This window comes from Paenarthrobacter sp. E2MeOHC11 (genome assembly GCF_058744955.1).
This window is the reverse complement of sequence record NZ_CP196673.1, coordinates 4,610,467-4,625,336: the sequence shown is the minus strand read 5'-3', so window position 1 is coordinate 4,625,336 and position 14,870 is coordinate 4,610,467. Positions and strand designations below refer to the sequence as shown.

Sequence of the window (14,870 nt, the reverse complement as noted above, 5' to 3'; positions counted from 1 at the left end):
GTAGCGGCATGCGAGTTTCAGGCATGCCGCTACTCGTGAGAAACTAACCCGGTGACTCAAACAACGGTGCCCGTAATATTCGATCTGGACGGCACCCTTGTCGATCCTGCCGGCGGCATCACAGGGGGAATCTCTGTGGCCCTGCGTGAAATGAACCTCCCTGTACCGGATCAGGCGGTACTGAATTCCATGGTGGGTCCCAAACTCAGCGATTCCCTGCTGCATTTGGCCAAGGTCCCTGCTGACTTGGTTGATGAAGCCATTGAGCGGTATCGACGCCACTACAAGGAAACAGGAATCGGGCAGAGCAAGCTTTATCCGGGCATTTTCGACCTCCTGGAATATTTCGCGGAATCCGGCCGGCCCGTGGCGGTGGCTACGCAGAAGCCGCAGGCAATTGCTCGACTCGTCCTTGAGCACCACAAAATTGCCGATTTCTTCGTCTCCATCCGCGGAGCTGCCGACGACGAATCCCTGGGCGCCAACACCGCTTCGGGCAAGGTCGAAATTGTGGGCGCAGCGTTAGCGGACCTTCATTCCCAGCCGGCTGTGATGGTGGGGGACAGGCACCAGGACGTTGCCGGGGCCATGGCGAACGGCTTGGACTGCATCGGCGTCACGTGGGGATTTGCACCCGATGGCGAGCTTGAAGAAGCCGGTGCAGTGGCAGTAGTCGGCACCGCACTTGATTTGCGCACCAAAATTGAAGAACTTGACGCTGTCCGTGCGGCAGCCCTGAGCGAGGTACAAAACGATGGCAGTCTTTGATGCGATCCGGTGGACCACCCGGGGATTGATTTCCTCCACGTGCCGTCCCACGGTCATTGGGCTGGAGAACGTTCCCAAGGAGGGCCCGTTCATTGTCGCTCCGAACCACCTCTCGTTCCTGGACAGCGTCATCGTTCAGGCCCTGATGCCACGTCCGGTCGCCTTCTTCGCCAAGGCCGAATACTTCACCACCAAGGGCGTCAAAGGTGCCGTGATGAAGTCGTTCTTCGAAGCTGTGGGGTCGATTCCGGTTGAGCGCGGCGAGCAGGCGGCAAGCGTGCAGGCGCTCAAGACTTTGTTGGACATCCTCGAATCAGGCAAAGGCATCGGCATCTACCCTGAAGGCACCCGTTCCCGCGACGGGATCCTTTACCGTGGGCGGACCGGCGTGGGGTGGCTTGCCCTGACCACAGGCGCACCGGTAATCCCGGTAGGGCTCATCGGTACCGAAAAGCTGCAGCCCGCAGACAAGAACGCTGTCCGTCCCCAGCATTTCACCATGAAGGTCGGCGAGCCTCTGTACTTCGACAAGACCGGCCCTGACCATTCCCTGCCGGCCCGCCGTGAAGTCACTGACAAAATCATGGATGCCATTGCCGTGCTCAGCGGTCAGGAACGGTCCACCAGCTACAACCAGAGCAAGTCGGTCGACTAGCACCCCGGCTCTCCTGCGACGGGGTGGCCATGGCTGTCGTTCCGGTTCACTAGACTGGAATCGTGGCAGATCCAGCAAGTTACCGGCCCCAAACGGGTGAAATTCCCACCACCCCGGGCGTCTATCGATTCCGCGACCCCCACGGGCGGGTCATCTATGTGGGCAAAGCAAAGAACCTCCGGTCCAGGCTCAATTCCTACTTTGCCAACCCGGCCGGCCTTCTCCCCAAGACCCATGCAATGGTCCACGCAGCCAGCAGCGTCGAATGGACCATGGTGGGCAGCGAGCTGGAATCGTTGCAGCTGGAGTACACCTGGATCAAGGAATTCAAGCCACGATTCAATGTTGTCTTCCGTGACGACAAGACCTATCCGTACCTCGCCGTCACCATGGGGGAGAAGTTCCCCAGGGTACAGGTGATGCGTGGTGAGCGAAGGAAGGGCACCAGGTACTTCGGTCCCTACACCGCAGGCGCCATCAGGGAAACCATGGACACGCTCCTGCGGGTCTTCCCGGTGCGCAGCTGCAGCGCAGGTGTCTTCAAGCGCGCCCAGTCCAGTGGACGCCCGTGCCTCCTTGGCTACATCGACAAGTGCGCGGCCCCTTGCGTTGGCCGGATCACCCCCGAGGAACATCGTGCCCTCGCCGAGGACTTTTGTTCTTTCATGGGTGGGGAAGCCAAGCGCTTTATCGGCCGGTTGGAAAAGGACATGGCGGCGTCGGTAGCCGAGCTCGACTATGAGCGCGCAGCCGGACTCAGGGACGACATTATCGCCCTTCGTAAGGTCTTTGAGCGCAACGCCGTAGTTCTTGCCGAAGACACCGACGCGGACGTCTTCGCACTGCATGACGACGAACTCGAAGCGTCCGTGCAGGTCTTCCATGTCCGTGGTGGCCGGGTCCGCGGCCAACGTGGGTGGGTGGTGGAAAAGGTGGAGGACGCCACCACACCCGAACTCATCGAACATTTGCTGCAGCAGGTTTACGGCGAAGTCAGCGACGTCCAGGGACGGATACCACGCGAAGTCCTGGTACCGGAGAATCCGAGCAACCATGCCGAACTCGCTGAGTGGCTTGGCGGGTTGCGAGGGGCCAAAGTTGACATCCGCGTGCCACAGCGCGGCGATAAGGCAGCCCTGATGTCCACTGTGCGCGAGAATGCCGAACAAGCCCTTAAGCTTCATAAAACGCGCCGGGCAGGCGACATCACGGTCCGGTCCGTTGCCCTTCAGGAGCTTCAGGAGGCACTGGAGATTCCTGTCCCGCTGTTGAGGATCGAGTGCTTCGATATCTCGCACGTGCAAGGCACCAACGTCGTGGCTTCCATGGTGGTAGTGGAAGACGGGCTGCCCAAGAAGGCCGACTACCGCAAGTTCTCCATCACGGGAGCGGCAGCGGCGGACGACACCGCTGCCATGCATGACGTCCTGACCCGTCGGTTCCGGCACTACCTGACGGACAAAGCCGCCCAGGTGCCCGTGGTCTCGGGCGAGATCGTCAACCCGACGCGGGCGGGCACCAAGAGCGTGAGTGAAGCGCCGCCGTCGGACCCTTCCATGCCCGCCCCCAAGGCAAAGTTCGCCTACCCGCCCAACCTCGTGGTCGTGGATGGCGGCCAGCCCCAGGTGAATGCCGCAAAGCGAGCGTTGGCCGGACTCGGCATCGATGATGTCTACGTGGTGGGCCTGGCCAAACGGCTGGAGGAAGTCTGGCTGCCCGACAGCGACTTCCCGGTAATTTTGCCCAGGACATCCCAAGGCCTGTACTTGCTTCAAAGGATCCGGGACGAAGCGCACCGTTTCGCGATTACTTTCCACCGGCAGAAGCGCGGCAAGGCCATGACGGTCTCCGTCCTGGACGGCGTACCGGGCCTCGGCGAAGCGAAACGAAAAGCCCTGGTGGCACACTTTGGTTCGCTCAAGAAGATTAAGGCCGCCTCGGTCGAGGAACTCACGTCGGCAAAGGGCATCGGTCCCGCCCTGGCCGCAGCCGTGGTCCAGCATCTGGGTTCTGCGGATGCCAATGATGAAACTGTGCCGGTGATCAACATGACCACCGGCGAAATCCTTGAATCTTAGCTAGGGTAAGAACTTGGCCGTTGGCCGCATAAGCGGTCCGTGGCACGTGGACATGCCAGCAGTGCATGCCCTGCGGCAGGCACCACAGGCTGCAATGATCACTTCCGACGAAACGGGGACAACTGATGGATGAGGCAACGGCAGGATCCGGAACGGAGCAGGACGGCCTCACGCCCGTCAAGCCCCCGGAAGCGGAACTGCTGGTAGTGACCGGCATGTCCGGGGCGGGGCGCAGTACGGCCTCGGACGCCTTGGAAGATCATGGCTGGTATGTGGTGGACAACCTCCCACCGCAAATGCTGGGAACCCTGGCAGAAATTGTCTCGCATGCTCCGAAGTCGATTCCCAAGCTGGCCGTGGTGGTTGACGTCCGCAGCAAGGATCTCTTCACCGACATCCAGACTGCTTTGGGCGCGCTGAGCGCCAGTGGCATCACCTTCCGGGTGCTCTTCCTGGATGCCAATGACGACGTCCTGGTCCGCCGCTTCGAACAAGGCCGCCGTCCGCACCCGTTGCAAGGCGGCGGCAGGATCCTGGACGGCATCGGCATCGAGCGCGAGGTATTGCGTGAACTGCGTGAACATGCCGATGTCGTGCTGGACACCTCCGATTTCAACGTCCACGGCCTGGCGACGGCCATCACCGAACTGTTCAGCGACACCGGCCCGGTGACCCTGCGCCTTAACGTCATGAGCTTTGGCTTCAAGTACGGGCTCCCGGTGGATGCCAACTTCGTGGCCGATGCCCGCTTCATTCCCAACCCGCACTGGGTTCCCAAACTCCGGCCACATACAGGACTGGATGAGGACGTCAGCGACTACGTGCTGGCTGCCGATGGCGTACACGAGTTCGTGGACCGATATGTTAGGGCTTTGGAGCCGGTCCTGGACGGCTACCGACAAGAGAACAAGCACTACGCCACCCTGGCGGTCGGTTGTACTGGAGGCAAGCATCGTTCGGTGGCAGTCGCCGTCGAGCTTTCCAAGCGTCTGGCGCAGTACCCACGCGTGACAGTGACCACCACCCACCGAGACCTGGGACGCGAGTAGTGGGGGTCCTGACTGGACCGTTGCCCCTCATTCCGCCCAAGGGGGTACCCGGAAGCCAGCAGAAGAAGAGCCCCTCGGTGGTCGCCTTGGGCGGCGGCCACGGTTTGGCGGCCTCGTTGTCGGCACTGCGTTTGCTCACGTCGGAACTGACGGCAATCGTCACAGTAGCGGACGACGGCGGCTCGTCGGGGCGGCTCCGCGAAGAGTACGGCGTCCTTCCGCCAGGAGACCTGCGGATGGCGCTCAGCGCCCTGTGCGACGACACCGACTGGGGCCGGACCTGGCGCGACGTCATGCAGCACCGGTTCAACGCCGGCTCCGCCAAGGGCGGTTCGCTGGACCATCACGCCATGGGCAACCTGCTCATTGTGACGTTGTGGGAGCTGTTGGGAGACACGGTGGCCGGCTTGAAATGGGCAGGCGCACTGCTCGGTGCCCGGGGCCAGGTTCTTCCCATGTCCAGCGTGCCCCTCACCATTGAAGGCCAGGCCCGGATTGAGCTTCCGGCCGGCGGCCATGAACTGCAGACGGTTCGCGGGCAGGCAAAGTGTGCCGTGGCCGGCAAACTCGAAGACGTCCGGCTCCTGCCCGAAGACGCTCCCGCCTGCACCGAAGCACTGACGGCCATCGAGCTCGCGGACTGGGTCATCCTTGGACCGGGCTCCTGGTACACCTCCGTCCTGCCGCATTTGCTGCTGCCTGAGCTGCGCCAAGCCCTCGGCGACACTGCCGCCAAGCGCTGCCTGACCATGAACCTTGACGTGGAAACCAAGGAAACCTCAGGCATGACAGCGGCCGACCATTTGGATGTCCTGCGCCGCTACGCACCTGAGTTCAGCGTCGACGTCGTCCTGGCGGATCCTGCTGCGATCCAGGATCTCAAGGCCTTTGAGAAGGCTGCTGGGATGATCGGCGCTGAAGTGGTGTTGGGTAGAGTAGGGGCGTCGAGGCGCCGCCCCGTCCATGATCCACTGCTGTTGGCAGCGGCGTACCACGATATTTTCGGGAACAGTTAGGAACACGCGATGGCACTTACTGCGTCGGTCAAGGACGAACTGTCCCGGCTGGACATCAAGAAATCTTCGGTCCGAAAGGCGGAAGTTTCAGCAATGCTGCGCTTTGCGGGCGGCCTGCACATCATCTCGGGACGGATCGTCATCGAGGCCGAAGTCGACCTCGCCTCCACAGCCAGGCGCCTCCGCGCGGCGATCGCCGAGGTCTACGGGCACCAGAGCGAAATCATCGTAGTCTCCGGCGGCGGCTTACGCCGGGGGAGCCGGTACGTTGTCAGGGTTGTCCGCGACGGTGAGGCCCTCGCCCGCCAGACGGGCTTGCTGGACGGACGTGGACGCCCGGTCCGCGGACTGCCCTCGGTGGTCGTCAACGGCTCGGCCGCAGACGCCGAGGCTGTGTGGCGGGGAGCATTCCTCGCCCACGGATCCCTGACAGAACCGGGTCGCTCGTCCTCGCTCGAGGTCACGTGCCCCGGCCCCGAATCAGCGCTGGCACTTGTTGGCGCCGCCCGTCGTCTTGGCATCCAGGCCAAGGCCCGCGAAGTGCGCGGCGTTGACCGTGTAGTGATCCGCGACGGAGACACCATTGCAGCCCTCCTGACACGAATGGGTGCCCACGATGCCCTGATGGTCTGGGAGGAACGGCGGATGCGCAAGGAAGTACGGGCAACCGCCAACAGGCTTGCCAATTTTGACGATGCCAACCTCCGCCGCTCAGCGCAGGCCGCCGTGGCGGCCGGTGCCAGGGTTGACCGGGCACTGGAGATCCTGGGTGACGACGTTCCGGACCACCTCAAGTACGCGGGGGAGCTCCGGGTGGCCCACAAGCAGGCAAGCCTTGATGAGCTTGGCCGCCTTGCCGATCCACCCATGACAAAGGACGCCATTGCCGGTCGGATCCGGCGCCTCCTTGCCATGGCCGACAAACGTGCAATGGATTTGGGTATCCCGGGCACTGAGGCAAATGTGACTCCGGAAATGATGGACGAATAGCGCACACCCATAGAATCGAAAAAGTGCGGAGGAAATACTGCAAGGCGGCCTCGGGTTGTTCCCGGTGGAGGCAAGAGCAGGTTTCTTCGCCAAGGATTTCCGGTCGGCCCGCTGGCCGGATGAAATAACGAGAGTTACCAACCGGACGACAGTCCACTACATTGGAGGATTTCGTGACAGAGTACGTTCTGCCCGAGCTCGGCTACGACTACGCAGCACTCGAGCCGCATATTTCGGCAAAGATCATGGAGCTGCACCACAGCAAGCACCATGCGGCATATGTTGCAGGCGCCAACAACGCCCTCTCCCAGCTGGCCGATGCCCGCGAGAAGGGCGACTACGCCAACATCAACCGTCTCTCCAAGGACCTCGCGTTCCACACCGGCGGACACATCAACCACTCCGTCTTCTGGAACAACATCTCCCCGGACGGTGGAGACAAGCCCGAAGGCGAGCTCGCAGCTGCCATCGACGACGCCTTCGGCTCCTTCGATGCTTTCCGTGCCCAGTTCAGCGCCGCTGCGCTTGGCCTGCAGGGTTCCGGCTGGGCTTTCCTGGCCTACGAGCCCATCGGTGGAAACCTGCTCATCGAACAGCTCTACGATCAGCAGGGCAACGTCGCAGTTGGCACCACCCCGCTGCTCATGCTCGACATGTGGGAGCACGCCTTCTACCTGGACTACGTCAACGTCAAGGCTGACTACGTCAAGGCATTCTGGAACATCGTCAACTGGGCGGACGTCGCCAAGCGCTTCGAAGCCGCACGCACCAACGCCACGGGCCTCATCGTCCTCTAGTTGGTGAGCCCCGGTTCACGCCGATGTAACAAAAGTCACTTTTTGCGTGAATTGGGGCCAAATGCTGGAAAGCCTGCCTCCGCAGTTGCGGGGGCAGGCTCAGTTAAACGTAAGATGGATCACGGAAGGCGGTTAGCCTTCAGCAACGTGGCTGGTCGCCCTCCGATCTGATAATCACCTCTGCCCAAAGACGTGCGGGGTCTGTTAGTTGGAAATTTTTAATCCGACTCACTAGGCGTGCTTGCAAGAGCACCAAGGAGATTGACACATAGTGACCACCCGTATTGGTATCAACGGCTTCGGCCGCATCGGCCGTAACTACTTCCGCGCAGCACTGGCCCAGGGCGCAGACCTTGAGATCGTCGCAGTCAACGACCTCACCAGCCCCGAGACCCTCGCGCACCTCCTGAAGTACGACTCCGTCGGTGGACGCCTCGCCCAGACCGTGGAAGTTGTCGATGGAAACCTGGTAGTCGACGGCAAGTCCATCAAGGTCCTTGCCGAGCGCGATCCCGCAAACCTCCCCTGGGGTGAGCTGGGAGTGGACATCGTGATCGAGTCCACCGGTTTCTTCACCAAAGCGGCTGCCGCCCAGAAGCACATCGACGCAGGCGCCAAGAAGGTCCTCATTTCGGCACCTGCCAGCGATGAAGACATCACCATCGTGATGGGCGTCAACCACGAGCTCTACGACCCCGCAGCGCACAACATCATCTCCAACGCGTCCTGCACCACCAACTGCCTCGGCCCCCTGGCCAAGGTAGTCAACGATGCCTTCGGCATCGAGCGTGGCCTCATGACCACGGTCCACGCCTACACGGCCGACCAAAACCTGCAGGACGGCCCGCACGGCGATCTCCGCCGTGCCCGTGCTGCTGCCATCAACATGGTGCCCACCTCCACAGGTGCCGCCAAGGCCATCGGCCTTGTCCTGCCGGAACTCAAGGGTAAGCTCGACGGCTACGCCATCCGCGTTCCCGTCCCCACTGGTTCCGCCACGGACCTCACGGTCACTGTTTCCCGCGAAGTCACTGTCGAGGAAGTCAACGCAGCCGTCAAGGCCGCCGCTGAGTCCGAGCAGTTCGCCGGCATCCTGAGCTACACCGATGCACCCATCGTGTCCTCGGACATCGTTGGCGACCCGGCTTCCTCGATCTTCGACTCCGGCCTCACCAAGGTCATCGGCAACCAGGTCAAGGTTGTTTCCTGGTATGACAACGAGTGGGGTTACTCCAACCGCCTCGTAGACCTCACGGAGCTCGTCGCATCCAAGCTGGGCTAGGGTAGACACATGACATCTCACACCCTCAACGAACTCATCGCTGAAGGTGTCCGCGGGCGGTACATTTTGGTCAGAAGTGACCTGAATGTGCCGCTCGACGGCTCTACAGTGACCGACGACGGCCGCATCAAGGCCTCCCTTCCGGTCCTCAAGAAGCTCTCGGACGCCGGTGCCCGTGTGCTCGTAACCGCCCACCTGGGACGCCCCAAGGGTGCCCCCGAAGACAAGTACTCCCTGAAGCCCGCTGCGGCCCGCCTGGCGGAACTCGCAGACTTCAAGGTAGAGCTTGCCGCAGACACAGTGGGGGACTCCGCCAAGGAGCTTGCCGCTGCCCTGCAGGACGGCGAAGTGCTCGTCCTGGAGAACGTCCGCTTCGATGCCCGCGAAACCAGCAAGGACGACGCCGAACGCGGCGCCTTCGCTGATGAGCTGGTGGCCCTCACGGGAAGCAACGGCGCGTTCGTGGACGACGCATTCGGCGCGGTCCACCGGAAGCACGCCAGCGTCTTCGACGTCGCAACCCGGCTGCCCTCATACCTGGGCGATCTTGTCCACACCGAGGTTGAGGTTCTCCGAAAGCTCACAACGGACACACAGCGTCCCTACGTGGTGGTTCTCGGCGGCTCCAAGGTCTCTGACAAGCTGGCAGTCATCGACAACCTGCTCGGCAAGGCCGACACCATCCTTGTGGGCGGTGGCATGCTCTTCACCTTCCTGGCCGCAGCTGGCCACAAGGTCGCTGGCAGCCTCCTCGAGGAAGACCAGATCCCCGTTGTTCAGGATTACCTCAAGCGTGCCTCTGCTGCCGGAACGTCCTTCGTGATCCCCACGGACGTTGTGGTGGCGAGCCGCTTCGCAGCCGACGCTGAGCACGAGGTCGTGAAGGCCGAGGCCATTGAGGACAGTGCTTTCGGCGCTTCCGGCGTCGGCCTGGATATTGGGCCCGAATCTGCCTCGGCATTCGCAGCTCAGATCGAAGGGGCCAAGACTGTTTTCTGGAACGGTCCCATGGGCGTGTTCGAATTCGAAGCCTTCTCCGCTGGCACTCGTGCCATTGCACAGGCCCTGACGGACACGGTTGCCTTCACTGTGGTCGGTGGCGGCGACTCCGCTGCTGCTGTGCGGACGCTCGGGTTCGAGGACTCGCAGTTCGGCCACATCTCTACCGGTGGTGGCGCCAGCCTGGAGTACCTTGAAGGCAAGGAACTTCCCGGCTTAAGCGTTCTGGACCGCTAAGCACCAATCCGACCGGCAGGACGCCAGTGCGTCCTGCCGGCCGTTCCATATCTCAACGCATTCTTTGGAGTTCATGTGACTACCTCTGCCAACGGCAATTTTGTCCGCAAGCCCTTCATCGCAGGCAACTGGAAGATGAACATGGACCACGTCCAGGGCATCACCCTGCTGCAGAAGCTCGCCTGGACGCTGTCCGACGCGAAGCACGACTACAACCGTGCCGAAGTCGCTGTGTTCCCACCGTTCACCGACCTCCGCGGCGTACAGACCCTGGTGCAGGGCGACGAGCTCGATGTTGTCTACGGCGGCCAGGACCTCTCCCAGTTCGACTCCGGCGCCTACACCGGCGACATCTCCGGCCAGTTCCTGAGCAAGTTGGGCTGCGCATACGTCCTGGTTGGCCACAGTGAGCGCCGCACGATTCACAACGAGTCCGATGACGTCCTCAACGCAAAGGTGAAGGCTGGATTCCGTCACGGCGTCACTCCCGTTCTTTGTGTCGGCGAAGGCCTCGAAGTCCGCCAGGCCGGTACCCACGTGGAGCACACGTTGGCCCAGCTTCGCGCCGGCGTCGAAGGGCTCACGGCCGAGCAGGCCGCCGAACTCGTCGTTGCCTACGAACCTGTCTGGGCCATCGGCACAGGGGAAGTTGCCGGTCCGGAGGACGCTCAGGAAATGTGCGCAGCCATCCGCGCGGAGCTAGCCGAACTCTTCGACGAGTCAGTCGCCGCGAAGACCCGGCTGCTGTATGGCGGCTCCGTTAAGGCCAACAATGCTGCCGCCATCATGGCTGAAAGCGACGTTGACGGATTGCTCGTGGGTGGCGCCAGCCTGGACCCCGCTGAGTTTGCTAACATTGTCAGGTTCGAGAGCCACCTCGTCACGGACTAGTCCGGCTCCCGTTTTCCGCTTCTTCGAAAGGCCGTCGTGGACGTTCTTCAAGTCATTCTGCAGATCCTGCTGGGCATCACCAGCCTTCTGCTGACGCTGCTCATCCTCCTGCACAAAGGGCGTGGCGGCGGTTTGTCCGACATGTTCGGTGGCGGTATGAGCTCCGGATTGAGTTCGTCCGGGGTAGCCGAGCGCAACCTTAACCGGTTCACCATCATTCTGGGCATCACGTGGGGTGTTGTCATCATCGGCCTTGGGTTGATCATGCGCTTCACCTCAGGCGGCGACTCCTAGTCATCCCCAAAAAGGGGAGGTTCCTTGAAAGGAACCTCCCCTTTTTTGCCCTGAGGCACCAATGTCTGGTGCCGTCGTCGAACACTCGCATTAGACTGGGCGTGTTGGCCGCAAGGCCCACGGGCCGTGAGGGCCGACCACCGAGTCGCTAGGGGTTCGAAAATGGTTCATGGCACGCCTGGTTATCGGGGCACCCGCGTAGGTGTAACCCAAGGTTCCGCTCCGAGGAATCAAAGCGACCACGGCGCAGGTGAACAACTGCCGCGTATTCGGGTTCCCTATTGGTGCTCCAAGGGACACGAGACGCGGCTTGTTTTCCTTAAGCTTCCCGACGATCAAATACCCATGAACTGGGATTGTCCGAAGTGCGGCTTGCCCGCGTCGCGGGATCCTGGCCATCCCGCCTCAACAAGGCCGGACGAACTCTTCAAATCCCATTTGGACTACGTTAAAGAGAGACGCTCCAACCAAGACGCCGAAGCGGTCCTGGCTGGAGCGTTGGAGCGGTTACGCGCCCGCGGGGTCCTTCCGGACCAGCTGCTGGGGGACGCGTGAGGCTGCATTCTCGTCGATAAGCCACAGGGTCCTCGCGCGGCCGGCGGGACCTGCCGCCGGGACCTGGACCGGGTTGGCACCAGCCAAGGCCAGGCCGACTGCCCCAGCCTTGTCCTCACCGGCAACAACCATCCAGATTTCCTGGGCGGTGTTGATGGCCGGCAGTGTCAGTGAAATGCGCGACGGCGGCGGCTTGGGAGAGTTTTCAACGCCCACCACGGTGCGCTCCTTCTCACGAATGCCGGCCTGCTCGGGGAACAGCGACGCTACGTGGGCATCCGGACCTACGCCCAGAAGAAGGATGTCGAAGCGGGGGAGAATTCCGGCTTGCTCGGGCCGGTCATCAGAGGTGTCGGCGGCGTGCTCGGCCTCGGCCGCGCCTTTGAGTTCTTCAGCGTAGGCTGCAGCAGCTTCCTCCGCGGTGCCGAACTGGTCCGTTGATCCGGGCTCGTGAATCCGGGAAGGATCCACCGGCAGGTGGGCCAACAGGGCGTGATGTGCTTGGCGCGTGTTCCTGTCATCACTGTCTGCGGCAACAAATCGCTCGTCACCCCACCAGAAATTGACCTTCGACCAGTCGACTGCAGGGGCAGCAGCAGAGTCGGCTACTGCCTTCAACGTACCAATGCCAACGGTTCCCCCAGTGAGCACCACCGTCGCTTCGCCGTGCTTGTCCTGGACATCCACGAGCTTGGTGATGAGACGCGCCGCAATGGCGGCCATCAACACCTTGGAATCGGGGTGGATGCTTACTCTTGGCTCAGCGTGCACTGGTCTGGACTCTCCTTTGGCTGGTAAGTGGCAGTCCCATCGTAATCACTTCTCCGAAGACTTCGTCCGGATCGAGCCGGCGGAGTTCTTCAGCGAGGCAATCCTTCAGGCTCCGGCGCGGGAGCGTGATGCGCTGCGCCGGCTGTCCGGGCTGCGTCAGCTCCGCCACGGACAAGCCGGGGCGGAACAGCTGCACGTCGCCGCTGGCGCGGGTGAGGCGGACTCGGCGGATGCCCGTGCCGGCAGGATCTGCCACGATCGTGACAGGAGCCTGCAGGGCAAGGCTCAGCCAGGCGGCAAGCAGCAATGTGCTGGGGGAGTCGGAGGCGCCTTCAACGGCAACGGCCGACACGGGGTCCCCGTCCACCTGGTCGAAGACTGCTGCGAGTTGCATGCGCCAGTTGGTCAGGCGGGTCCAGGCGAGGTCGGTGTCGCCGGCCTTGTACGTGGCGCGGATGTTCTCCAAGGCCCGGCGAGGGTCCGGTTCGTTGGCTGAGTCCGTGATGCGGCGGTGAGCGATGCGGCCGATGGAGGTTTCGCAGGCGCTTTCCGGGGCGCCGTGCGGCCACCAGGCCACGATCGGCGCGTCCGGCAGGAGCAAGGCCGCGACCAGGGATTCGCTTTCGTGGGCCATGTGGCCGTGGCCTCGCAGCACGATGACCTCGGACGCGCCGGCGTCCCCACCGACACGGATTTGCGCGTCGAGCCGGTCCGGGCCTTCAACGCCGGCGTCGGCCAGGACAATGATCCGGCAGGGGTGTTCCCGGCTGGCCTCATTGGCTGCCTCGATGGCTTCTTCTTCCTGCCCGGACTTGGTCACCACCACCAATGTCAACACACGACCCAAGGCGATCACACCGCCCTGCTCGCGCAGGGACATGATCTTCTTGGAAATCTTGGAGGTAGTGGTATCGGGAAGATCTACGATCATGGCCTTCTCCAGGTTCGTCCGTCACGGGCCAGCAGGGCATCGGCCGACGCCGGTCCCCAACTGCCGGGTGCGTAGGGTTGCGGTTGTTCATCCAGCCCGGCCCAGTACTCCTCGAACGGGTCCAGGATCTTCCAGGACAGCTCCACTTCCTGATGCCGCGGGAAGAGCGGCGGCTCACCCAACAACACATCCAGGATCAGCCGTTCATACGCTTCGGGACTGGACTCGGTGAACGAATGGCCATAGCCGAAGTCCATGGTCACATCACGGACTTCCATCTGCGTGCCCGGGACCTTGGAACCGAAACGGATCGTCGCGCCCTCATCAGGCTGGACACGGATCACCACCGCGTTCTGACCGAAGTCATCCTCACCATGATCACGGAACAGCAGGTTCGGCGCCCGCTTGAACACCACCGCGATCTCGGTCACGCGCCGGCCCAGCCGCTTGCCCGCGCGCAGGTAGAACGGCACACCATTCCACCGCCGGGTATTGATATCCACCCGGATCGCCGCGAACGTCTCGGTCTTCGAATCAGCAGGGATACCATCCTCGTCCAAGTAGCCCAGGACTTCCTCGCCACCCTGCCACCCACCAGTGAACTGGCCCCGGGCCGAATGCGTGGACAGGTCCTCGGGCAACTTGACCGCGGCCAGGACCTTTTCCTTCTCCGCCCGCAAATCATCGGCATTGAACGAAATAGGCTCTTCCATCGCCGTCAACGCCAGCAACTGCAGCAAGTGGTTCTGGATCACATCACGCGCAGCGCCCACGCCGTCGTAATAGCCCGCACGCCCACCCGTGCCGATGTCCTCGGCCATGGTGATCTGCACATGGTCCACATAATTGGCGTTCCAGAGCGGTTCGAACAACTGGTTCGCGAAACGCAACGCCAAGATGTTCTGCACCGTCTCCTTACCCAGGTAATGATCGATCCGGAACACCGCATCAGCCGGGAACACCGACTCCACAATGTCGTTCAGCTGCCGGGCCGACTCAAGGTCATGCCCGAACGGCTTCTCAATGACCACACGGCGCCACTGGCCCGGCTTGGCCTGCGCCAGTCCGTGCTTGGACAGTTGGCGGCAGACCTGCTCGAACGCCTTGGGCGGGATGGACAGGTAAAAGCCGTGGTTCCCCCGGGTACCGCGGGTCTCATCCAGCTCATCAAGGACATCACCGAGACGCTCAAAAGCGTCGTCGTCGTCGAACTCGCCCTGGACAAAGCGAATACCCGAAGCCAACTGCTCCCACACCGCTTCGTCGAACTTGGTTCGCGCGTGGGCCTTGACGTTTTCCTTGACCTCGGCCGCGAAGTCGGCGTTGTCCCAGTCACGGCGGCCGAAACCAACCAGCGCGAAGCTGGGAGGCAACAGGCCACGGTTGGCGAGGTCATAGACCGCCGGCATGAGTTTCTTACGGGCGAGGTCGCCGGTGACGCCGAAGAACACCAACGACGACGGCCCGGCTATGCGGTTCAAGCGCCGATCCCGCGGATCCCGCAAAGGATTCCGCAAACCGGCGTTCTTCCTGCCGTTTTCAGTTTCTGGCATGTTT

The 14,870-nt window shown here is 62.4% G+C and carries 15 protein-coding genes; 12 read left to right on the top strand and 3 right to left on the bottom strand.

Annotated elements, in window-relative coordinates:
* The first annotated feature begins 51 nt into the window (after positions 1-51).
* The 12 genes from ACSSVG_RS21435 (at position 52) to ACSSVG_RS21380 (ending at position 11,611) form a co-directional block, all read left to right on the top strand.
* On the top strand, positions 52-768 hold the full coding sequence (locus ACSSVG_RS21435) for an HAD hydrolase-like protein (RefSeq protein ID WP_492416194.1): 717 nt from the start codon (positions 52-54) through the stop codon (positions 766-768).
* Positions 755-1,423 (top strand): lysophospholipid acyltransferase family protein, encoded by a 669-nt coding sequence (locus ACSSVG_RS21430; RefSeq protein WP_062069713.1) that lies wholly within the window; start codon positions 755-757, stop codon positions 1,421-1,423. The genes ACSSVG_RS21435 and ACSSVG_RS21430 overlap by 14 nt, the downstream gene beginning before the upstream one ends.
* Positions 1,424-1,485: 62 nt before the next feature.
* Positions 1,486-3,501: an excinuclease ABC subunit UvrC gene (gene uvrC, locus ACSSVG_RS21425; RefSeq protein ID WP_492416193.1), complete on the top strand. Its 2,016-nt coding sequence runs from the start codon at positions 1,486-1,488 to the stop codon at positions 3,499-3,501.
* Between the two features lie 125 nt (positions 3,502-3,626).
* The gene (rapZ, locus tag ACSSVG_RS21420) at positions 3,627-4,550 is read left to right on the top strand and encodes an RNase adapter RapZ (RefSeq protein WP_159699769.1); all 924 of its coding nucleotides are present in this window, start codon (positions 3,627-3,629) and stop codon (positions 4,548-4,550) included.
* Positions 4,550-5,566: a gluconeogenesis factor YvcK family protein gene (locus tag ACSSVG_RS21415; protein ID WP_492416191.1), complete on the top strand. Its 1,017-nt coding sequence runs from the start codon at positions 4,550-4,552 to the stop codon at positions 5,564-5,566. The genes rapZ and ACSSVG_RS21415 overlap by 1 nt, the downstream gene beginning before the upstream one ends.
* A 9-nt stretch (positions 5,567-5,575) precedes the next feature.
* Positions 5,576-6,556 carry a DNA-binding protein WhiA gene (gene whiA / locus ACSSVG_RS21410; RefSeq protein WP_159699763.1) on the top strand — a complete coding sequence of 327 codons (981 nt, stop codon included), beginning with the start codon at positions 5,576-5,578 and terminating at the stop codon, positions 6,554-6,556.
* Between the two features lie 173 nt (positions 6,557-6,729).
* Positions 6,730-7,353, top strand: coding sequence for a superoxide dismutase (locus ACSSVG_RS21405; RefSeq protein WP_231341768.1), 624 nt, complete (start codon positions 6,730-6,732; stop codon positions 7,351-7,353).
* Positions 7,354-7,624: 271 nt separating this feature from the next.
* Positions 7,625-8,635 (top strand): type I glyceraldehyde-3-phosphate dehydrogenase, encoded by a 1,011-nt coding sequence (gap, locus tag ACSSVG_RS21400; RefSeq protein WP_089595055.1) that lies wholly within the window; start codon positions 7,625-7,627, stop codon positions 8,633-8,635.
* Positions 8,636-8,644: 9 nt separating this feature from the next.
* Complete coding sequence (locus ACSSVG_RS21395) at positions 8,645-9,871, top strand: phosphoglycerate kinase (RefSeq protein WP_492416188.1); 1,227 nt, start codon at positions 8,645-8,647, stop codon at positions 9,869-9,871.
* Positions 9,872-9,946: 75 nt separating this feature from the next.
* Positions 9,947-10,762 (top strand): triose-phosphate isomerase, encoded by an 816-nt coding sequence (tpiA, locus tag ACSSVG_RS21390; protein WP_231341612.1) that lies wholly within the window; start codon positions 9,947-9,949, stop codon positions 10,760-10,762.
* Positions 10,763-10,798: 36 nt separating this feature from the next.
* Complete coding sequence (gene secG / locus ACSSVG_RS21385) at positions 10,799-11,056, top strand: preprotein translocase subunit SecG (RefSeq protein WP_017198454.1); 258 nt, start codon at positions 10,799-10,801, stop codon at positions 11,054-11,056.
* 162 nt (positions 11,057-11,218) lie between these two features.
* A complete protein-coding gene (locus ACSSVG_RS21380; protein ID WP_231341613.1) occupies positions 11,219-11,611 on the top strand; it encodes an RNA polymerase-binding protein RbpA in 393 nt (130 codons plus the stop codon).
* On the opposite strand, the gene pgl is transcribed toward ACSSVG_RS21380, so the two are convergent.
* From pgl to zwf, 3 genes are read right to left on the bottom strand one after another with little or no spacing between them, the layout of a single operon-like run.
* Positions 11,564-12,334 carry a 6-phosphogluconolactonase gene (pgl, locus tag ACSSVG_RS21375; RefSeq protein ID WP_492416185.1) on the bottom strand — a complete coding sequence of 257 codons (771 nt, stop codon included), beginning with the start codon at positions 12,332-12,334 and terminating at the stop codon, positions 11,564-11,566. The two genes, ACSSVG_RS21380 and pgl, sit on opposite strands and share 48 nt — an antisense overlap.
* A gap of 37 nt (positions 12,335-12,371) precedes the next feature.
* Positions 12,372-13,313: a glucose-6-phosphate dehydrogenase assembly protein OpcA gene (locus ACSSVG_RS21370; protein ID WP_090821326.1), complete on the bottom strand. Its 942-nt coding sequence runs from the start codon at positions 13,311-13,313 to the stop codon at positions 12,372-12,374.
* Complete coding sequence (gene zwf, locus ACSSVG_RS21365; RefSeq protein ID WP_492416183.1) at positions 13,310-14,866, bottom strand: glucose-6-phosphate dehydrogenase; 1,557 nt, start codon at positions 14,864-14,866, stop codon at positions 13,310-13,312. The genes ACSSVG_RS21370 and zwf overlap by 4 nt, the downstream gene beginning before the upstream one ends.
* Positions 14,867-14,870 lie beyond the last annotated feature (4 nt).